At 70.2% G+C, this 19,319-nt stretch carries 16 protein-coding genes; 8 read left to right on the top strand and 8 right to left on the bottom strand.

Annotated elements, in window-relative coordinates; translation table 11 throughout:
• Positions 1-104: 104 nt before the first annotated feature.
• On the top strand, positions 105-716 hold the full coding sequence (locus AC07XP_RS22460; protein ID WP_369630659.1) for a glutathione S-transferase N-terminal domain-containing protein: 612 nt from the start codon (positions 105-107) through the stop codon (positions 714-716).
• Positions 717-1,045: 329 nt separating this feature from the next.
• Here the strand turns inward: AC07XP_RS22460 and AC07XP_RS22455 are convergent, their stop codons facing one another.
• Positions 1,046-1,666, bottom strand: a complete 621-nt coding sequence (locus AC07XP_RS22455; protein ID WP_495265910.1) for a glutathione peroxidase — start codon at positions 1,664-1,666, stop codon at positions 1,046-1,048.
• A gap of 128 nt (positions 1,667-1,794) precedes the next feature.
• On the opposite strand from AC07XP_RS22455, the gene AC07XP_RS22450 reads away from it, so the two are divergent.
• The 3 genes from AC07XP_RS22450 to AC07XP_RS22440 all read left to right on the top strand — a co-directional run bounded on the left by AC07XP_RS22450 (position 1,795) and on the right by AC07XP_RS22440 (position 4,213).
• Positions 1,795-2,652, top strand: coding sequence for a ferritin family protein (locus tag AC07XP_RS22450; protein WP_062475258.1), 858 nt, complete (start codon positions 1,795-1,797; stop codon positions 2,650-2,652).
• Positions 2,653-2,750: 98 nt separating this feature from the next.
• Positions 2,751-3,641 (top strand): RNA polymerase sigma-70 factor, encoded by an 891-nt coding sequence (locus tag AC07XP_RS22445; RefSeq protein ID WP_495265909.1) that lies wholly within the window; start codon positions 2,751-2,753, stop codon positions 3,639-3,641.
• Positions 3,642-3,745: 104 nt separating this feature from the next.
• Positions 3,746-4,213, top strand: coding sequence for a carboxymuconolactone decarboxylase family protein (locus AC07XP_RS22440; protein ID WP_062475252.1), 468 nt, complete (start codon positions 3,746-3,748; stop codon positions 4,211-4,213).
• A gap of 3 nt (positions 4,214-4,216) precedes the next feature.
• On the opposite strand, the gene AC07XP_RS22435 is transcribed toward AC07XP_RS22440, so the two are convergent.
• Together AC07XP_RS22435 and glnE are read right to left on the bottom strand one after the other, a co-directional pair.
• Positions 4,217-5,338, bottom strand: coding sequence for a septal ring lytic transglycosylase RlpA family protein (locus AC07XP_RS22435; RefSeq protein WP_495265908.1), 1,122 nt, complete (start codon positions 5,336-5,338; stop codon positions 4,217-4,219).
• Positions 5,331-8,126 (bottom strand): bifunctional [glutamate--ammonia ligase]-adenylyl-L-tyrosine phosphorylase/[glutamate--ammonia-ligase] adenylyltransferase, encoded by a 2,796-nt coding sequence (gene glnE, locus AC07XP_RS22430; RefSeq protein ID WP_495265907.1) that lies wholly within the window; start codon positions 8,124-8,126, stop codon positions 5,331-5,333. The genes AC07XP_RS22435 and glnE overlap by 8 nt, the downstream gene beginning before the upstream one ends.
• Before the next feature lie 25 nt (positions 8,127-8,151).
• Here glnE and AC07XP_RS22425 point away from each other — a divergent pair, with 25 nt between their 5' ends.
• The 4 genes from AC07XP_RS22425 to AC07XP_RS22410 are packed head-to-tail and all read left to right on the top strand — an operon-like array spanning position 8,152 to position 15,884.
• Entirely contained in the window at positions 8,152-12,315 is a 4,164-nt protein-coding gene (locus tag AC07XP_RS22425) for a YhdP family protein (RefSeq protein WP_495265906.1), read from the top strand.
• A complete protein-coding gene (locus tag AC07XP_RS22420; RefSeq protein WP_095747289.1) occupies positions 12,312-13,130 on the top strand; it encodes a carbon-nitrogen hydrolase family protein in 819 nt (272 codons plus the stop codon). The genes AC07XP_RS22425 and AC07XP_RS22420 overlap by 4 nt, the downstream gene beginning before the upstream one ends.
• A gap of 2 nt (positions 13,131-13,132) precedes the next feature.
• A complete protein-coding gene (locus AC07XP_RS22415; RefSeq protein ID WP_495265905.1) occupies positions 13,133-15,208 on the top strand; it encodes a sensor histidine kinase in 2,076 nt (691 codons plus the stop codon).
• A 49-nt stretch (positions 15,209-15,257) separates the two neighbouring features.
• On the top strand, positions 15,258-15,884 hold the full coding sequence (locus AC07XP_RS22410; protein ID WP_062480799.1) for a response regulator transcription factor: 627 nt from the start codon (positions 15,258-15,260) through the stop codon (positions 15,882-15,884).
• Between the two features lie 20 nt (positions 15,885-15,904).
• On the opposite strand, the gene AC07XP_RS22405 is transcribed toward AC07XP_RS22410, so the two are convergent.
• From AC07XP_RS22405 to AC07XP_RS22385, 5 genes are all read right to left on the bottom strand, one after another.
• On the bottom strand, positions 15,905-16,384 hold the full coding sequence (locus AC07XP_RS22405) for a 2,4'-dihydroxyacetophenone dioxygenase family protein (protein ID WP_159279179.1): 480 nt from the start codon (positions 16,382-16,384) through the stop codon (positions 15,905-15,907).
• A gap of 137 nt (positions 16,385-16,521) precedes the next feature.
• Complete coding sequence (locus tag AC07XP_RS22400) at positions 16,522-17,448, bottom strand: helix-turn-helix domain-containing protein (protein WP_487847636.1); 927 nt, start codon at positions 17,446-17,448, stop codon at positions 16,522-16,524.
• A 136-nt stretch (positions 17,449-17,584) separates the two neighbouring features.
• On the bottom strand, positions 17,585-18,142 hold the full coding sequence (locus AC07XP_RS22395; RefSeq protein WP_062480792.1) for an OmpA family protein: 558 nt from the start codon (positions 18,140-18,142) through the stop codon (positions 17,585-17,587).
• An 85-nt stretch (positions 18,143-18,227) separates the two neighbouring features.
• Entirely contained in the window at positions 18,228-18,887 is a 660-nt protein-coding gene (locus tag AC07XP_RS22390) for a YiaD family glycine zipper/OmpA-like lipoprotein (RefSeq protein WP_062480790.1), read from the bottom strand.
• Between the two features lie 197 nt (positions 18,888-19,084).
• A partial coding sequence (locus tag AC07XP_RS22385; protein ID WP_492743533.1) for a hypothetical protein occupies positions 19,085-19,319 on the bottom strand: 235 nt, incomplete at its 5' end.

The raw sequence follows: 19,319 nt of genomic DNA, 5'->3' as shown, positions 1-19,319 counted from the left end.
GGCCGCCGGGTGGCCGCGCTGCGGGGGAATTCGGGCGCCGTCTTTTTCCCTTCACCTAAAATGCCTGCGAACAAACGTTAACAAGCGATGGGGAGAGAGCCTTCATGAAACTGATCGGATCCGCCGCCAGCCCGTATGTGCGCAAGGTGCGCGTGGTGCTGGCCGAAAAGCGGCTCGACTACCAGTTCGTGATCGAAGACGTCTGGTCCGCAGACACCACGATCGCCCATTCGAACCCGCTGGGCAAGGTGCCGTGCCTGATCATGGAAGGCGGCGAGGCGATGTTCGACTCGCGCGTCATCGTCGAATACATCGACACCCTGTCGCCCGTGGGCAAGCTCATTCCGCAGCAAAGCCGCGAGCGCGCCGAGGTCAAGACCTGGGAAGCGCTGGCCGACGGCGTCATGGACGCCGGCGTGCTGTGGCGCCTCGAAGCCACCTGGACCGGCCGCACCGACGGCGAGCGCAGCGCCGCCTGGATCGAGCGCCAGCGCGCCAAGGTCCAGGCCGGCGTGGCCGCCATGGCCAAGGGCCTGGGCGACAAGCCCTTCTGCAGCGGCATCCACCTGAGCCTGTCCGACATCGCGGTCGGCTGCGCGCTGGGCTGGCTGGGGCTGCGTTTTCCCGAGATCGACTGGCGCGGCGACCACGCCAACCTGGCCAAGTTGTACGACAAGCTCATGCTGCGGCCGAGCTTCATCGACACCCAGCCCTGAAACGACAAAGCGCCCCGTGGGGCGCTTTTTTCTTGGGGCCGTTCGGACCACCGCATGCGGGAAGGCCGAGGGGGCGCTGCGTCATCGCGGGCCCCGCTGTCGGCGGGAAGACAAAAATGCTGCGAGGCGCCCCGACACGAAGGAGGGAGGGAGGGAGGAGGAGAAGAATCGCCTCGGGATTTCAACCGGACGGCAGGCGCCCGGAAGACCTCGCAACATGAAAACCTGTGGGCCTTGGCCGCCCACGCTCAAGTATGAGCGCGGTGCCGCCGCACGGTTCCCATTCGAGTGGTAAACGTTTGTGACTCAAAGTTCACATTGCAGGGCGCTCAGTCGCCGCTGGGGCCGAGCTGTTTCTCGATGACCTGGATGAAGCCGTTCTCGTCGGGCGCCGTCATGCTCGACCAGGCCTGCACCACCTTGCCGTCGCGCCCGATCAGGTACTTGTAGAAATTCCACTTCGGCGTCGTGCCCGAGGCCTGCGCGAGCTGCTTGAACAGCGGGTTGGCGTCGGTGCCGCGCACGGCCGACTTGGCGAACATCGGGAATTTCACGCCGAAGGTGCTTTCGCAGAAGTCGGCGATCTCCTTGTTGGAGCCCGATTCCTGGGAGAAGTCGTTCGAGGGGAAGCCCAGCACCACGAGGCCGCGGGCGCGGTACTTCATGTCCAGTGCCTCCAGCCCCTTGTACTGCGGGGTGAAGCCGCAAAAACTGGCCGTATTGACCACCAGGACCACTTTTCCGGAGTACTGGCAAAGGTTCTGGGGCTTTTCATCCTGCAGCCGCGGGAAGCTGTGCTGCAGGATCGCCGGGCATCCCGCCGCCGCGCCCACCACGGGCGCCCCGGGGGCGGTCTGGGCACCCGCCGGGAGGGCGGCCACAAGGCCCGCCCCGAGTGAAAAGGCCGTGGCGCAACGTCGCAGCATCGACGATCGGGCGGGGGTTCGCATGACGGGCTCCTGGATCGAAAAGGGGGTGAGCATCTATGGCGCAAGCGCGCGCGTAAGCACATCATCGCGCGTCTGTCACGGGCGCGCCAAACGGCCCGACTAAAATCGGCGGCCATTGAAAGACTTTGATGCTCTACCCGGAACTCTTCAGACAACTCGAATCCGTCCGCTGGGACATGGACAAGGACATCCCCTGGCAGTCGTTCGACGCTTCCTTGCTGACTGAAGAGCAGGCGCAGACCATCAAGATGAATGCCATCACCGAGTGGTCGGCGCTGCCGGCCACCGAGATGTTCCTGCGCGACAACCGGCACGATAGCGACTTTTCGGCGTTCATGTCGATCTGGTTCTTCGAAGAGCAGAAGCACTCGCTGGTGCTCATGGAGTACCTGAAGCGCTTCAGCCCGCAGCACGCACCCACCGAGCAGGAACTGCACGAGGTGCGCTTCGACTTCGACCCCGCGCCCCCGCTCGAAACCCTCATGCTGCACTTCTGCGGCGAGATCCGCCTGAACCACTGGTACCGCCGCGCGGCCCAGTGGCACACCGAGCCGGTCATCAAGCACATCTACACCACGCTGAGCCAGGACGAAGCCCGCCACGGCGGCGCCTACCTGCGCTACATGAAGCGCGCCATGGAAAAGTTCGGCGACGAAGCCCGTGCCGCCTTCACCAAGGTCGGCGTGCTGATGGCCAGCGCGCGCCGCACCGCCCAGGCGCTGCACCCGACCAACCTGCACGTGAACAAGGCGCTGTTCCCGAACGACACCATCCAGAGCCGCATGCCCGACCCCGACTGGCTCGAGCACTGGCTGGACAAGCAGATCAAGTTCGACGCCGGCTGGGAAACCAAGGTCGGCGAGCGCATCCTGCACAACCTGAGCCTGCTGATGAACCGCAGCTTCAAGACCGTGCAGGAGCTGAACCGCTACCGCAAGGAAGTCTCGGCCACGCTGGGCCCCAAGCCCGAATACCAGGGCGCCTGAGCCGCCCCAAGAGTTCGATGAAATCGCCCCGCATGCCGGGGCGATTTTTTTTGGGCGCGGGCTGTCACAACGCGGCGACCTCAAACGTCTAATCGGGCATGGACGACCCGACCCTCACCTTCGACAGCCACCGCCGCCGCCTCCAGGGCATCGCCTACCGCATGCTCGGCTCCGTGGCCGAGGCCGAAGAGGTGGTGCAGGACGCCTGGCTGCGCTGGCATGAGGCCGACAAGGCCAGTTTCGACAGCGCCGAAGCCTGGCTCGTGACCGTCGTCACGCGCCTGTCGATCGACCGGCTGCGCAGCGCCAAGGTTCAGCGCGAGCACTACATCGGCCCGTGGATGCCCGAGCCCACGCTCACCGAATCGCCCGACACGCCCGAGGAAACGCTAGCGCGCGCCGACAACATCTCCGTCGCCTTTCTGGCCGTGCTCGAGCGCCTGGCGCCCGAGGCGCGCGCCGCTTTTCTCATGCGCGAGGTGTTCGACGCCGACTACGACGAGATCGCCCAGACCCTCGGCAAGAGCGAGGCCGCCTGCCGCCAGCTGGTGCACCGCGCCAAGACCCAGGTGCAGGAGGCCCGCCCGCGCTTCCAGGTCTCGCGCGAGACCCACCAGCGCCTGCTGCGCGCCTTCGCCGACGCGGCTGCGCGCGGCAGCATGCAGGACCTGAAGGCGCTGATGGCCGAAGACGTCGAACTCATCGGCGACGGCGGGGGCAAGGTGCAGACCTTCAGCAAGATCCTGCGCGGCAGCCAGCGGCTGGCGCAGCTGTACTTCTCGCTGTGGCGCCGCATGGGCGCGGGCGTGCGCATGGAGCTGGTCGAGCTCAACGGCGAACCCGGCATGCTGCGCTTTCTGGACGGCGAACTCGAATCGGCCCAGACCTTCGAGATCGAGGGCGAGCGCATCGTGCGCATCCGCGCCCAGCGCAACCCCGACAAGCTGGCGCGCATCGCCCAGCTGTTCGCGGCCAAACGGGGCGCTTGAAGAAAAAATTCGGGCAGCCTGTCACAGGGCCGGTGGCTGGCGCGTCTTCAGGGGTAGCAAGCAGATTTCGCTTTTCTTCCTTCAACCACCCTGGAGTACATCTCATGAGCCAAGCCCCCGCCCTCCGTCTCGCCTGGACCAAGTTCGCCCCCAAGTCCTTCCAGGCCATGATCGCCGTCAACGGCAGCTTCGAGTCGAGCACGCTCGGCAAGGTGCTGATCGACCTCGTCTTTGCCCGCGTCTCGCAGATCAACGGCTGCGCCTACTGCCTGGACATGCACGTGCGCGACCTGCGCGTGCAGGGCGAAGACTGGCAGCGCATCAACAGCCTGGCCACCTGGCGCGAGGTGAGCCTGTTCAACGAACGCGAGCGCGCCGCGCTGGACTGGGCCGAGACGCTCACGCGCCTGGCCGACCACCACGCCGATCGCGATGCCGAGTTCGAAGCCCTGAAGGCCGTGTTCAGCGACCAGGAAATCGTCGAGCTGTCGCTCGCCGTGGCGCAGATCAACGCCTGGAACCGCCTGGGCGTGGGCCTGCGTTCGCAGGTCGTGGCCAAGGCGATGCCCTGAGCCTCAGCGCCGTTCGACCACCATCGGCGCGATGCGCAGGTTGTCGCGCAGCTGCGTGACGGCCTCGCCCGCCGCATTGCGCGACGGGAACGGCCCAGCCTGCAGGCGGTGCGTGCCGGCTTCGCTGAACACGCGCAGCTGCGGTGCCAGCGTGGGCAGGCCGCGTGCGGCCTGGCTTCTCAGCGTCTCGGCGCCGTCGCGTTCGCGGAACGCGCCGAGCTGCACCCAGAAACCGGCGGCAGCGGAAGAGGGCGCCGATGGCGCCGATGACGTGGCCGGCGCGGCGAGCGGGGCCAGCGGCGCAAGGTCGGTCACCACCATCGCCTCGCGCGGCCCGGCCGGTGCCTCGGGTTCCGACGGTGCCGCGGCCATCACCGGCGTCTGCGGTGCCACGGGCATCGTCGCGGCGGGTGCTGCGGCGGCGGTCATCGCGACCGGCGCGACCCAGGCCGATGGCACGGCCACCGGCGCCGCCGCCACCCGGACGGGCGCGGGGGCCGGTGCCGGCGCAGGCGCCGCGGCATAGGCCGTGCCCGCGTCGCGGCGCCAGGCGCCGGTGCGGATGTCGTCGTTGGTGATGCGCTCGATCTCCACCGGCGCCACGCCGCGCAGCAGGTCGAGCTTCAGCGCCGCCGTGTAGCTCAGGTCGATCACGCGGCCGTCCACGAAGGGGCCGCGGTCGTTCACGCGCACGATCACCTCGCGCCCGTTGGCCGGGTTGCGCACGCGCACATAGCTCGGCAGCGGCAGCGTCTTGTGCGCGGCCGTCATGGCGTACATGTCGTAGGGTTCGCCGCTGGCGGTGGAGGCCGCATGGAACTTGCGCCCGTACCACGAGGCGATGCCCGATTCGCGGAACGGCCGGTCGTCGGTGATCGGCACGTAGCCCCGGCCCAGCACCGTGTACGGCTTGCTGGTGCCGCCGCTGCTGCGGATCGCCTCGATGCGGGGTTCGGCATCGGGCACGCGGTCGAGGTCCGAGGGGATGTTGGTGCCGGGGCCGTCGCGGCCACTGGCGACGCCGCCACCACTGCTGCGCGGTCCGCTGGCGCAGCCGGCCAGCACGAGCGCGGCGGCCAGGGCGCAGGCCGTCAGCGCGCGGGAGGCGAGGGCGCGGTCAGCCAAAGACCGCCTTCCACAAGGCCAGCATGGCGTCGCGTTCGGCGCTCAGGGCGGGCGGCGTGACCTGCGTGGGCTCTTCGTTCAGGCGTGCGGTGTGCTGCACGCGGCGCAGCTCGCGGTAGGCGGTGGCGGCGGCGCGACCCACGCCTTCGGGCAGCAGTCCGGCCTGTTCGGCGCGCAGCAGCAGCGCGATGTTGCCCAGGTTGGGAATCAGCTCGGGGTGCGCGCCCGAGGCCGACAGCACCAGGAACTGCACCGCGAACTCGGCATCGACCATGCCGCCGGGGCTGTGCTTCACGTCGAAGCGGTCGGCCTTCACGGGACGGGCGCCGCGCAGCTTGTTGCGCATGCCGATGATCTCGGCCTTCAGCGCCTCGCGGTCGCGCGGGGCCACCAGCACGGCCTCGCGCACCTGGTCGAAACGCGCGCCCAGTTCGGCGCCGTGGTCGGCGCTGCCCAGCACGAAGCGCGCGCGCGTCATGGCCTGGTGCTCCCAGGTCCAGGCGGTGTTGCTGCCGCGACCGAGCTGGTACTTTTCGTAGGCCTCGAAGCTGGTGGTGAGCAGGCCCGAGTTGCCGTTGGGCCGCAGTGCGGTGTCGATCTCGAACAGGTCGCCCTCGCGCGTCTTCACCGTGAGCCAGTTGATGAGCTTGCGCACGTAGGCCGCATAGACCTCGCCGGCGCGCTCGTCGTCGTCGTCGTAGACGAACACGATGTCCAGGTCGCTGCCGTAGCCGAGTTCTTTGCCGCCCAGTTTTCCGTAGCCGATGATCGCGAACTGCGGCACCTCGCGGTGCCGGTTGCGCACGTGCGGCCAGCACCAGCGTGCGGTCACGCGCAGCGTGGTGTCGGCCAGCGCGCTCAGGTCGTCGGCCACCTGCTCGACGGTGATGCGGCCATCGACGTCGCGCGCCAGCGTGCGGAACACCTCGGCGTGGTGGGCGTGGCGCAGCAGGTTCAAGAGGCGCTCTTCGTCGGCCTCGCCGGTGCGGGTGAGCGAGGTGTGGCGCGCTTCGAGTTCGCGCTCGAATTCCTCGGCGATGAAGCGGCCCGAGAGCATCTCGTCGCTCGCGAGCTCGTCGATCACGCCCGGGTGCTGCATGAGGTAGCGCGCGGGCCATTTCGCGGCGCCCAGCAGGCGCAGCAGGCGCTCCTGCACGGCGGGGCGTTCGACCAGCAGCGCCAGGTAGCTCTCGCGGCGCATCAGCGGCTCGATCCAGTCGGCCCAGCGCATGGCGGCATCGACGTGGCGCGGCGTCTGTCCCGCGCCCTCGCCGTCGGGCTCCTTCAGCCACTGGCCGGTGCGTTGCACCAGCTGGCGCAGGCGGCCCCGGGTTTCCTCGCGCAGGGCGAGCACGCGCGGCGTTTCGCACCAGTCGCGGATGCGCTCGGCGAACACGGGCGGCAGGTCGTCGAGCAGGTCGGCCAGGTCGGCGGGCGCGGCGGCCTTCTTGCCGTTGCACTTGCCGTTGCAGGGTTTCTCGCCGCCCAGCAGCTTGTCGAACTCCTGGGCCACGAACTCGCGGTGCGTGTCGAGCTGTTCGAGGAAGGGGCAGCAGTCGGCATAACCCATCGACTGCGCGATCCAGCGCAGGTCGTCGTCGTTGACCGGCAGCACGTGGGTCTGCTGGTCGTCCAGGTACTGGATGCGGTGCTCCACGCGGCGCAGGAACTCGTAGGCCGCGGCCAGCGTGTCGGCCGTGTCCTGCGGCATGAGGTTGGCGCGCGCCAGCCGCTGCAGTGCGTCGAGCGTGGGACGCGTGCGCAGCTCGGGGAACTGGCCGCCGCGCACCACCTGCAAGAGCTGCACGGTGAATTCGATTTCGCGGATGCCGCCGCGCGAGAGCTTCACGTCGTTCGCGCGCTCGGGGCGTCCGGCGCTGCGGCGCGCCGACTGCTCGCGGATCTGGCGGTGCAGGATGCGCAGCGAGTCGAACACGCTGTAGTCGAGGTAGCGGCGGAACACGAACGGCAGCACCACGTTGCGCAGCGCCTGGGCCTGGCCGCCGAGCACCACGGCGCGCGGTGCGACCACGCGGCTCTTCATCCAGGCAAAGCGCTCCCATTCGCGGCCCTGCACCTGGAAATACTCTTCCAGCGCGTCGAGCGAGACCACGCTCGGCCCCGAGTTGCCGTTGGGCCGCAGCGCCAGGTCGACGCGGAACACGAAGCCGTGCTCGGTCACGTCGCCCACCAGCGCATAGATGCGCTTCACGGCCCGCGCGAAGTACTCCTGGTTGGACAGCTTGCCGCGCCCGTCGGCATCGCCGGCCGTGTCGCCGTCCACGTCGTACAGGTAGATGAGGTCGATGTCGCTGGACACATTGAGCTCGCGCGCGCCCAGCTTGCCCATGCCGATCACCCACAGCTGCGAGCGCTGGCCTTCGGGGCCGAGCGGCGCGCCGTGCTGGGCGTCGAGTTCATGGCAGGCGTCCTGGCAGGCGATGTCCAGGGCCAGTTCGGCCAGCTCGGTCACGGCGGTGGTCACCACCGCGAGCGGGGCCTGCTGGTCGCAGTCGAGTGTGACCAGACGTTCCATCGTGAGCTGGCGCACGATGCGCAGCGCATCGCCCACGGCCACGCCGCGTGCGCGCAGGGCGTCGTAGGCGACGGTCATCGATTCGCGCCGGGGCTCGCCGGGCGGCAGCAATTCGAGCTCGGCCGCATAGCGGCGGCGCAGCCGCTGGACGAATCGGGAACTGGAAGAAAACGCGGGAGGCGTCGGATTGGATGGCAACTGATTCACACTGGTGTGGGTTGGCGCGGAACCCGGCTCAAGGCTGGCGGTCATAATTCCCGACACAGCGCGATCCTCAATGAACGACACGGCGTCTTCCCCTTCACGTCTGCTCCAAATCACCGCTGTGACAGCGCGCTGGCTATTGGGTCTGCTCTTCGCTGCGTGGCTTCTGCTGGCACTGTCAGTCGTGGTCCTGCACGCGTGGATTGTGCCGCGAATCGGCGATTTTCGCGGTGCACTCGAGGCGCAGGCTAGCAAGGCCATCGGTGTCCCGGTGCGCATCGGCGCCATCACCGCCCGTTCCGAAGGGCTATTTCCGGCCTTCGAATTGCGCGACGTGGTGCTGCAGGACGCAGACCAGCGCGAGGCCCTTCGCCTCGTGCGGGTGGTGGCGAGCGTGTCCCCGCGCTCGCTGTGGCGCCTGAATTTCGAGCAGCTCTATATCGAGGGCCCGCAGCTCGACGTGCGCCGCGACACTCAGGGAAAACTCCATGTGGCTGGATTGCACATGGAGACCGACACGACCGGAGAAACCCGCGCCGCCGACTGGTTTTTCGCGCAGCGCGAGTTCGTCATCGAAGGCGGCACCGTGCGCTGGACCGACGAGCAGCGCCGCGCCGAACCATTGCTGCTGACCGACGTGCGCTTCGTGTCCCGCAACGGCGCGCGCCGCCACGGCCTGCGGCTGGATGCCACGCCGCCGGCCGGCTGGGGCGAGCGCTTCACGCTGCGCGGCCAGTTCCGCCAGCCGCTGCTGTCGATCCGCAGCGGCCACTGGCAGACCTGGGACGGCCAGCTCTATGCCGACCTGCCCTACATCGACGTCACGCGCCTGGGCCAGTACGTCTCGCTCGACGCGCGCATCCGCGAAGGCAACGGCGCGCTGCGCCTGTGGGCCGACGTGGACGACGGGCGCATCGTCGGCGGCGCGGCCGACCTGGGCCTGAACCGCATCGACGCCTCGCTCGGCAAGGGGCTGCGGCCGCTGGTGCTGCGCGCCGTCACCGGCCGGCTGGCGGGGCAGATGAACGCGGACACCTTCGAGTTCTCGACCACCGCGCTGCAGTTCGACACCGTCGACGGCCTGCGCTGGCCGGGCGGCAACCTGTGGCTGCAGCACACGCCCGCCAAGGGCCGCACGCCCGAGCACGGCGCGCTGAAGGCCGACCGGCTCGACCTCGCGGCGCTGGCGCTCATCGCCGACCGCCTGCCGCTGGGCGAGGCCACGCACCGCGTGCTGGGCGCCTATGCGCCGCGCGGGCTGGTCGAGCGCATCGACATGAACTGGCAGGGCGCCCCCGACGCGATCGCGCGCTACCAGGCCAAGGGCCGGGTCAGCGGCTTGCGCGTGGCCTCGCAGCCGGCGCCTGCAGCCACCGCCCCGAGCACCCCGGCGCCGGCCGGTGCCCCCGCCGCGCCGCCGCGCGTGCACCCCGGCACCCCCGGCCTCAGCGGCGCCACGCTCGACTTCGACGCCAGCCACACCGGCGGCACCGCCACGCTGGCCATGGCCAAGGGCACGCTCGAATTCCCCGGCGTGTTCGAAGACCCGGTGATCCCCATCGACCGGCTCTCGACCCAGCTGCAGTGGAAGCTCGACAACGGCGCCATGCAGGTGCAGATGTCGAAGCTGCGCTTCGCCAACGCCGACGCCGAGGGCGAGGCCGAGGCCCACTGGCGCACCAGCGACCCGGCCACCTCGAGCAGCCGCGCGCAGCACCCCGGCGTGCTCGACCTGCAGGGCAAGCTCACGCGCGCCGACGGCACCCGCGTGTTCCGCTACCTGCCGCTCGACATCCCGCAGCACACGCGCGACTACGTGCGCGAGTCGGTCGTCAAGGGCACCGCCAGCACGGTCGATTTCCGCGTGCGCGGCGACCTGCACGACATGCCCTTCATGGACCCGAAGCAGGGCGAGTTCCGCATCGCGGCCAAGGTGTCGGACGTGCACTACGCCTACGTGCCGCCCTCGCTCGCGGCCGCCGCCGCCGCGCCCGCGAACCCGGCGTCGCGCACCGGCCCGCCCGCCGCGCCGCCGCCCGTGTGGCCGGCGCTCACCGGCGTGTCGGGCGAGCTGGTGTTCGAGCGCGCGGGCATGCTGGTGCGCAATGCGCGCGGGCGCATTGCGGGCGCGCCCGGCGTCGAGGTCACGAAGGCCGAGGCGCAGATCGCCGACATGTCGCACCACGCCGCGCTGCTGCGCGTCGATGCGCAGGCCAAGGGGCCGCTGGGCGAGGTGCTGCGCGCCGGCGCGCCGCTGGCCGGCGAGGCCGGGCCCTTCCTGCAGCGCGCGCGCGCCACCGGCTCGGCCGACTACAAGCTGCGCCTGGACCTCCCGCTGGAAAACGTCGACAGCACCAAGGTGCAGGCCACCGTGACGCTGGCCGACAACGAGCTGCAGGTGGTGCCCGAGGCGCCGCCGTTCACGCAGGCGCGCGGCACGCTCAGCTTCACCGACACCGGCTTCTCGCTGGCCGGCGTGCAGGCCCGCCTGCTGGGCGGCGAGGTGCGCGTCGAAGGCAAGGGCCGCTTCAGCGGGCCGCAGCGCGAACTGGCGCTGAAGGCGCAGGGCACGGCCAGTGCCGAAGGCCTGCGCGGCGCGCGCGAGGTCGACTGGCTCGCGCGCCTGGCCAAGCACGCCACCGGCAGCACGCCCTACGCCGCCACCTTCTCGATGCGCGACGACACGCCCGAGTTCTCGCTCACCAGCAGCCTGCAGGGGCTGGCGCTGGCGCTGCCCACGCCGCTGGTCAAGACGGCCGAAGAGCTGATGCCGCTGCGCATCGAGAAGAAGGTGCTGGCGCGCGACGCCCGCCGCGCCACGCAGGACCAGCTGACGCTCGAGCTCGGCCGCGTCGGCTCGGTGCAGTACGTGCGCGAGCTGTCGGCCAACGGCCAGGCGCATGTGCTGCGCGGCGGCATCGGCATCGGGCTGGCGCCCGGCGAGACGGCGCTGCCGCCCGACCGCGGCGTGTTCGCCAACGTCAACGTCGCCAAGCTCGACATGGGCGCCTGGCAGACGCTGGTGGGCACCGCCGCGGTGGTCGGCGGCGGCGAGCGCGCCGACGATCCCGACCTGGCCTACCTGCCCACGCGCATCGCGGTGCGCGCGCAGCAGCTGGGCATCGCGGGGCGCACCCTGCACAACGTGGTGCTCGGCGGCACGCGCGAAGGCGCGCTGTGGCGCGCCAACGTCGACGCCTCCGAGCTCAGCGGCTACGCCGAGTACAGCCACAGCCAGGCCGGCCGGCTCTATGCGCGGCTCGCGCGCCTGAAGATCGCGCCGGCCGAGGCCACGCAGGTCGAGACCCTGCTCGACGAGCAACCCGGCACCCTGCCGGCGCTGGACATCGTGGTCGACGACTTCGAACTGCTCGGCAAGCGCCTGGGCCGCGCCGAGATCGACGCCGTCAACCGCGGCGGGCGCGAATGGCTGCTCAACAAGCTCGCGTTCAGCGTGCCCGAGGCCACCTTCACCGCCAAGGGCACCTGGGCCGCGCCGGCGGGCGGCGGCGCAAGCGCCGGCCAGCGCCGCACCACGGCCATGAACTTCAAGCTCGACATCGCCGACGCCGGCGACCTGCTCACGCGCTTCGGCATGCCCGGCGTGCTGCGCCGCGGCAAGGGGCGGCTCGAGGGCGAGGTGAACTGGCGCGGCTCGCCGTTCTCGCTCGACTACCCGAGCCTGGGCGGCCAGTTGCAGGTCGACGTGGAGCAGGGTCAGTTTCTCAAGGCCGACCCGGGCCTGGCCAAGCTGCTGGGCGTGCTGAGCCTGCAGGCGCTGCCGCGCCGGCTCACGCTCGATTTCCGCGACGTGTTCAGCCAGGGCTTCGCCTTCGACTTCATCCGTGGCGACGCGAAGATCAACAAGGGCATCGCCAGCACCAACAACCTGCAGATGAAGGGCGTGAACGCCGCCGCGCTCATGGACGGCTCGGCCGACATCGTGCGCGAGACGCAGAACCTGCGCGTGGTGGTGGTGCCCGAAATCAACGCCGGCACGGCCGCGCTGGTGGCCACCGCCATCAACCCGGCCATCGGCCTGGGCACCTTCCTCGCGCAGTGGGTGCTGAGCAAGCCGCTCGCGGCGGCCGCCACGCAGGAGTTCCACGTCGAAGGCACCTGGGCCGACCCCAAGATCGCCAAGGTGCCGCGCTCGCTGCAGCTGCTGCCCGGCCTGCCGGGTGGATCGACATCCACGGGCGCCAGCGAAGGCAAGAAAACGGAGACCACGCAATGAAAGTCGCAGCCATCCAGATGGTGTCCGCCATCGCCCGCGAAGCCAACCTCGTGCGCGCCCATGCGCTGCTCGGGCAGGCGGCGCGCGACGGCGCCGAGCTCGCGGTGCTGCCCGAGTATTTCTGCATGATGGGCGCGCGCGACACCGACAAGCTCGGCCTGCGCGAAACCGCCGGCGCCGGCACGGTGCAGGGCTTTCTGGCCGATGCGGCGCGCGAATTCGGCCTGTGGATCGTGGGCGGCACGCTGCCCATCGAGAGCGACGACGCCGACCACGTCTTCAACAGCTCGCTGGCCTTCTCGCCCGAAGGAAAGTGCGTGGCGCGCTACGACAAGATCCACCTGTTCTTCTTCGACAACGGCACCGAGCGCTACGACGAGCGCCGCGTCATCGCACCCGGCGCGCAGCCCGTGGTGTTCGAGCTGCCCTCGCGCGACGGCCACGCCTGGCGCGTGGGCATGAGCGTGTGCTACGACCTGCGCTTTCCCGAGCTGTACCGCGCGCTGGCGGGGCAGGGCGCCGACCTGCTGTTGGTGCCCAGCGCCTTCACGCGCACGACAGGCGCTGCCCACTGGGAGGTGCTGCTGCGCGCCCGCGCCATCGAGAACCTGGCCTGGGTGGTCGCACCCGCGCAGGGCGGCACGCACGAGAACGGCCGCCAGACCTGGGGCCAGTCGCTGGTCATCGACCCCTGGGGCACGGTGGTCGCGCAGCAGGCTGCCGAAGAGGGCGTGGTGCTGTTCGACCTCGACGCCCGGCAGGTCGAGCGCACGCGCGCCCAGCTGCCCGCGCTGTCGCACCGCGTGCTCGCCTGACGATGGCCGACGAGGCGCTCGACGTTCCTGCACCGCCGCCGCCGCAACAGCAGCCGCAGCGCCGGGGATGGGGCATCGCCTTCGCGCGCCTGCGCTCGCTGTGGAAGCGCTGGTTTCTGTGGCTGCTGCTGGCGGTGCTGGTGTCGGCGCTGCTGGTCACCGTCGTGTGGCTGGCCGGTCGGCACGAGGTCGAGCAGGTGCAGGCCGCGCTCGAGCGCGACACCGCCGACGCCGTCGTCGACCTGCGCAGCGGCCTGCAGCGCAACGCCCAGAGCCTGCGCGCCACGCTCGCGCCGGGCATGGAGCGCACGCACTGGGCCGACCGCGCGGCGGCGCAGCTGCGCGAGCACCGCGAATGGCTGCGGCTCGAATGGCGCGATGCGCAGCTGCAACCCATCGAAGCTGTGAACACGCCCTACCGCACGCGCATCCTCGAAGAAAGCAACCGCGGTCCCGCGCAGGCCGACGTGGCGCAGGCCTGCGCCACTGCGCGCAAGGCCGGCGCGCCCGCCTACTCGCCCAGCCACTACGTGCCCGTGGCCGGCGGCGGCGGCGTCGAGGTGATGGAGCTGTGCCTGCCGATGGACGCCGGCGACTACCTGGTGGCCAGCTATTCGCTGCGCGACACGCTGGTCGAGCTGGTCGGCCCCACGCTCACGCGCGGGCAGGAGGTCGCCTTCACCGAGGCCGACGGCACGCGGCTGGTGGCGCTGGGCACCTCGCGGCGCATCGGCACGCGCGTGTTCACCTCGCAGCAGCGCATCGACCTGCCGGGCGCCTCGCTCATGCTGCGCGTGGACGGCTGGCGCGCCGCGCCCGACCTGTTCCCGAACATGCTCACGGCGCTGGTCACGGCGATCTCGATCGCGCTCGTGTCGGTGCTCGTCCTGCTGGCGCGCGACACCCGCCGCCGCCTGCGCGCCGAGCGCGACCTGGCCGACGCGCTGGCCTTTCGCAAGGCGATGGAAGACTCGGTCATCACCGGCCTGCGCGCGCGCGACCTGCAGGGGCGCATCACCTACGTCAACCCGGCCTTCTGCGAGATGGTCGGCTTCACGCCCGAAGAGCTCATGGCCGACAGCGTCGAGGCGCCCTACTGGCCGACCGAGCTGGCGCACGAGTACCACCTGCGCCAGACGCGCCGCTTCGCGGGCGGCCTGCCGCCGCGCGAGGGCTTCGAGTCGGTCTTCATGCGCAAGGACGGCACGCGCTTTCCGGTGCTCATCTTCGAGGCGCCGCTGATCAACGCGCACAAGGTGCAGACCGGCTGGATGAGCGCCTTCATCGACGTGAGCGAGCAGCGCCGCGTCGAGGAACTCTCGCGCGCCAGCCAGGAGCGCCTGCAGGCCAGCGCGCGCCTGGCCACCGTGGGCGAGATGGCCTCGCTGCTGAGCCACGAGCTCACCCAGCCGCTGGCCGCCATCGCCAGCTACGCCACCGGCTCGCTCAACCTGATCGGGCCCGAGGCGCGCGGCGAGCAGGCCGAGGTGGCCATGGCCGTGAAGCGCATCGCCGAGCAGGCCGACCGCGCGGGCCAGGTGATCCGCAGCGTGCACGACTTCGTGCGCCGGCGCGACCGCATGCGCGAGGCCGTGGCGCCGCAGGCGCTGATCGACGCCGTGCTGCCGCTGGTGCGGCTGCAGGCGCGCAAGCTCGACGTGACGATCGAGATCGTGTGCGAAGAGCGCCTGCCCGCCGTGGTGTGCGACCGCACGCTGGTCGAGCAGGTGCTGCTGAACCTGGCGCGCAACGCCATGCAGGCCATGGACGGCGCCGACCACGCGCCCGGCAGCCGCGTGCTGCGCCTGCGCGTGGCGCGCGCCCTGCCGGTGGGCGCCACCGTGCCGGCCGACGGCCGGCGCTGGCTCGAGTTCTCCGTGGCCGACCTGGGCTGCGGCATCAGCGAGGAGGTGGCGGCGCGCCTGTTCACACCCTTCTTCACCACGCGCCCCGACGGCATGGGTCTGGGCCTGAGCCTGTGCCGCACCGTGGTGGAGCAACATGGCGGCGCGCTGATGTTCGAGCCCAACCGTCCCCGGGGCACCGTCTTCAGGTTTACGCTCCCGGCTGCGGGATAGCCGCCTTTTTCTTCTTCTTCGTTTTCTCTGTTCCGCTGGACCTCATGGCATGCAACCGCTGATCGATGGCTTGATCTTTATCGTGGACGACGACGCCAGCGTGCGCGAGGCGCTGGCCTGGCTGCTGCGTTCGCGCCGCCTGGCCAGCGAGCACTTCGGCAGCGCCGAGGCCTTCGAGCAGTACCTGGACGAGGCGCCGCTGCCCGACCAGCCGCGCTGCCTGCTGCTGGACGTGCGCATGCCTGGCATGAGCGGGCTGGTGCTGTTCGACCGGCTGGCCGAGCGCGGCCTGCTGGCCGAGATGCCCGTGATCTTCCTGACCGGCCATGCCGACGTGCCCACCGCCGTCGAGGCGGTCAAGCGCGGGGCCTTCGACTTCTGCGAGAAGCCGTTCTCGGACAACGCGCTGGTCGACCGCATCGAGCAGGCGCTGGGCATGTCGCAGCGCGCGCTCGAGGTGCAGCGCGTGCGCCGCGGCCTGGCCGACCGCATCGCCGAGCTGACCGACCGCGAGCGCGACGTGATGCGCCTCGTGGTCGAGGGCCTGCCGAACAAGCTCATCGCCGACCAGCTCGCGATCAGCGTGCGCACGGTGGAGGTCCACCGGGCGCGCGTGTTCGAGAAGATGGAAGTGAAGTCGGCGGTGGAGCTGGCCAACCGCCTGCGCGACCTCTAGCCCGCACCGCAGGTCGGGCCTCAGCTGTGCACGTGCTGCGCCGCGCCGTCGCGCGTGGCCATCTCCAGCATGCTGCGGCCGTCGACGATGCCGACGACGTTGCCGTCCTCGCCCAGCCCGGCGATGGCGCCCTCGAACACGCAGAACAGCACGCAGCCGCCGTCGGAGCGCGGCTGGTGGATGTCGCCGGCGGGCTCGTGCATGTAGTCGCCCGGGCGGCCGATGTCGTTGCGCTCGTAGTAGATGTCGCCCTCGAGCACGATCACCTCGATGGCGCCCAGGTGGTGGTGCACCGGCGCCTCGGTGCCGGGATCGACCTTCAGCAGGCAGGTGAAGCCGCCGCTGCGCCGGTTGATGCTCAGCAGCTTGTAGGCCACGCCGGGCATGACCCATGGCTTCCACGGATAGTTGTCGAGCTTCTGGAAATGCGGGTACGGCAGCGTGATGCGCGCGTGGGCGGCGCTGGCGGGCGGCGTGGCTTTCAGGGCGGTCAGGGTCATGGTGTCTCCGTGGGTGATGCGGCCGGGATCGGCCTGCGAAGCCAGTCTAGGAGCGGCTTCCCACGCCATGGCATGTTGGCCCGAACGAAGCACGGGATGTCGAAAGCGGCGCGCTTTTGCGCAAGTTGTTGCGCGGTTCAGCGCATGCGGCGGTAGGCGCTTGGCGCCGCGCCGAGGAAGGCGCGGAAGCGCGTCGAGAAGTACGCGGCGCTGCCGAAGCCCATGCGCGCGGCCACGGCCTCGACGGGCAGGTCGCTGGTGCGCAGCAGTTCGGCGGCGCCTTCCAGGCGGCGGCGCAGCAGGTACTGGTAGGGCGCCATGCCGCTGGCCGCCTTGAAGCTGCGGATGAAGTGGTCCTGCGACAGGTGCACCAGCCCCGCCAGGTCGGCCAGGCCCAGCGGCGTGGCCAGGTGCGCGTCGATGTGCTCGGTCACGCGGCGCAGCTGCCGCGGCGTCAGGACCGGCTGCCGGCGCGCGCCCTCCGCGCGCGGCGGCGCACCGCGCCCCGGTGCGCAGTGGCGCCGCACGAGGTGGTGGGCCAGCAGGTGCTGGCTCTGCGAGAGCAGCAGCGAATCGGGGCTTGCGGGCACGCTGCCGTACAGCTCCACCTCGCTCACCAGCATCTGGAAGAAGCCCTGCAGCCACGGGTCGCGGATCGCGAAGAAGGGGTCGATCTCCACCGCCGGCCCGAGGCCTTCCTCGGCGGCGACGCGCGCGATCAGCGCCTGCCCGATGTACAGGTGCACCACGCCGCAGCGCCCGCCGATTTCCCATTCGGTGCCGTCGCAGGGAATGAAGCTCACGCTGCCCAACCGCGAGCGCGAGGCGACGAGCTTGCCGCGCTCGTACTTGCGCACCGCCGTGCTGCCGTTCTCGTGCAGCACCAGCACATGGTGCGCCGCGCCGTGAAAGGGCAGCCAGCACGCGTCCTGCTGCCAGCGGGCGGCGAACAGCTGGTCGCCGCCGGTCACGAGGTACTGCGGTTGCGCGCCAGTGCCCGCGGCAATGATGTCCGGGGCAAAGCGGGATGCGACGCTCGATGGGGCCGGCGCGATGGCGTTCATCGGAGTTTCCTCTCGTGTCCGCCCGGCGCGCGGTGCGCGCGCCGCGTGCAGGCCGCGCGATGTTAGGGCCGGCGGTGCCGAGCCCTCATGCGGGATTTCCTGACGGTGCCGCGCGGGGTGCGCGCAGCACCTGCGCTCAGATCTTCTCGGCGACGAAGATTTCGACGCGGCGGTTCTGCGCGCGGCCGGCGGCCGTGCCGTTGTCCGCCAGCGGCTCGCGCGAGCCGCGGCCGTCGGTGGTGATCACCGTGGTCGACACGCCGCGGCCCACCAGGTGGTTGCGCACGCTGTCGGCGCGGCTCACCGAGAGGCGTTCGTTTCCTTCCTCGCTGCCCGTGCTGTCGGTGTGGCCGACCACGCGCAGGCTGGCGGTGGTGGCGCTCTTCAGGCCTTCGGCGACCTTGTCCAGCACCTGCGCGAGGTTGCGCTTGACGTTGGCGCGGCCGGTGTCGAACGAGAGTTCATTCGGAATCACGACGTGAAGCTGGTTGTCGGCGGTCTGCGAGATCACCACGCCGGTGCCCTTGGTGGAGCTTTCGAGCTCGGCCTTCAGCGCGTCCAGTCGGGCGGTCCAGCTGTTGGCCGGTGCGGCCTGCTGTGCGGCCGGTGCTTCGGCCGGCGGGGTCGACGATGCGCACCCCGCGATGAACAACACAGCGGCCAGGGCCGCGCTAGACACAACAAACTTCCTCATGAATTTTCCCTCTGCTTGGACCAATGAAAACTGAAGCGGGAACCGGCCGTTCGATAGGGCGGCCGGTTTCCCGGTGGGGCGGCGATCAGCCGCGCTGTGCGCGCTCGCCCACGTAGATCTCGACGCGGCGGTTCTGTGCCCGGCCGGCGTCGCTGTTGTTGTCGGCCACCGGCTCGTGCGAGCCGCGGCCTTCGATGCGGAACGCCGCGGCGCTCACGCCGCGCGCCACCAGGTAGTCGCGCGTGCTGGCGGCGCGGTCTACCGACAGCGGGTTGTTGATGGCGTCGGAGCCGGTGCTGTCGGTGTGGCCGATGATGCGCACCTCGGCGTTCGGGTTGTTGCGCAGGCCGTTGGCGAACTGGTCGAGCACGGGCGCGAAGTTCGACTTGATGTTGGAGCGGCCCACGTCGAACGACACGTCGCTCGGAATGGCGAGCTTGAGCTCGTTGTTGGCCGTCTGCGTCACGGCCACGCCGGTGCCCTGGGTGGCGGCTTCCATCTGGCGCTTCTGGTTTTCCATGCGCTGCGACCACAGGTAGCCGCCGAGCGCGCCGGCCGCCGCGCCGACCACCGCGCCCGTGCCGATGGCACCGCGGTTACCGCCGGTGGCCGAGCCGATGGCGGCGCCGCCGAGCGCGCCGATGCCGGCACCGATGCCGGTGTTGCGCTGGGTGTCAGTCATTCCGCCGGCACAGCCGGACAAAACGAGGGCAGCTGCGGTGGTTGCAAGAACGAACTTTTTCATGGCGATCCCTTTCAAGGTTGAATCAAGCGGGCCACAGCTTAGCCCCCGGCGGGTATGCGATGGTACGTGCTCAAAGCCCTACGGAAAATAAGAAAACTTTCGCCATCGCCCGTGAATGCTGCGATGATTGCTACTAAAGTTGTAGCAATGGGGTGCTTGTCCGACAGTGGGCCGCGCCGTGTGGCTACACGAGCAATTCACACTTTGGGCGGCGAATCCTTGTCCTCACGCTCGGCGTCGGGGTCGTCATGCAATTCACCCTTGTTACGCCCGGAAAACATGGTCCACCAGATGATCAAGATCAGGACGAGTCCCGCGGCGAGGGCTTCAAGCAGAATCAAACCCATGAGAAATGGACTCCAGTGGCTGGTCGGGCTTGCGATCGTAGCAACGCTTGCCGGCTGTTCCCTCGGCCCCCGCGCCCCCGACACC

The sequence above is a fragment of the Variovorax sp. GW531-E2 genome (assembly GCF_059423125.1).
The sequence above is the reverse complement of the archived record's forward strand: the minus strand, read 5'-3'. Positions and strand labels throughout refer to the sequence as shown.

What these genes read in the sequence shown, in the direction of transcription:
- AC07XP_RS22445 (WP_495265909.1), top strand. Translation starts at nt 2,751, where the DNA reads ATGGACGACCCGACCCTCACCTTCGACAGCCACCGCCGCCGCCTCCAG.
- AC07XP_RS22460 (WP_369630659.1), top strand. Translation starts at nt 105, where the DNA reads ATGAAACTGATCGGATCCGCCGCCAGCCCGTATGTGCGCAAGGTGCGC.
- AC07XP_RS22410 (WP_062480799.1), top strand. Translation starts at nt 15,258, where the DNA reads ATGCAACCGCTGATCGATGGCTTGATCTTTATCGTGGACGACGACGCC.
- AC07XP_RS22400 (WP_487847636.1), bottom strand. Translation starts at nt 17,448, where the DNA reads ATGAACGCCATCGCGCCGGCCCCATCGAGCGTCGCATCCCGCTTTGCC.
- AC07XP_RS22440 (WP_062475252.1), top strand. Translation starts at nt 3,746, where the DNA reads ATGAGCCAAGCCCCCGCCCTCCGTCTCGCCTGGACCAAGTTCGCCCCC.
- AC07XP_RS22450 (WP_062475258.1), top strand. Translation starts at nt 1,795, where the DNA reads ATGCTCTACCCGGAACTCTTCAGACAACTCGAATCCGTCCGCTGGGAC.
- AC07XP_RS22455 (WP_495265910.1), bottom strand. Translation starts at nt 1,666, where the DNA reads ATGCGAACCCCCGCCCGATCGTCGATGCTGCGACGTTGCGCCACGGCC.
- AC07XP_RS22395 (WP_062480792.1), bottom strand. Translation starts at nt 18,142, where the DNA reads ATGAGGAAGTTTGTTGTGTCTAGCGCGGCCCTGGCCGCTGTGTTGTTC.
- glnE (WP_495265907.1), bottom strand. Translation starts at nt 8,126, where the DNA reads ATGACCGCCAGCCTTGAGCCGGGTTCCGCGCCAACCCACACCAGTGTG.
- AC07XP_RS22390 (WP_062480790.1), bottom strand. Translation starts at nt 18,887, where the DNA reads ATGAAAAAGTTCGTTCTTGCAACCACCGCAGCTGCCCTCGTTTTGTCC.
- AC07XP_RS22405 (WP_159279179.1), bottom strand. Translation starts at nt 16,384, where the DNA reads ATGACCCTGACCGCCCTGAAAGCCACGCCGCCCGCCAGCGCCGCCCAC.
- AC07XP_RS22420 (WP_095747289.1), top strand. Translation starts at nt 12,312, where the DNA reads ATGAAAGTCGCAGCCATCCAGATGGTGTCCGCCATCGCCCGCGAAGCC.
- AC07XP_RS22425 (WP_495265906.1), top strand. Translation starts at nt 8,152, where the DNA reads ATGAACGACACGGCGTCTTCCCCTTCACGTCTGCTCCAAATCACCGCT.
- AC07XP_RS22415 (WP_495265905.1), top strand. Translation starts at nt 13,133, where the DNA reads ATGGCCGACGAGGCGCTCGACGTTCCTGCACCGCCGCCGCCGCAACAG.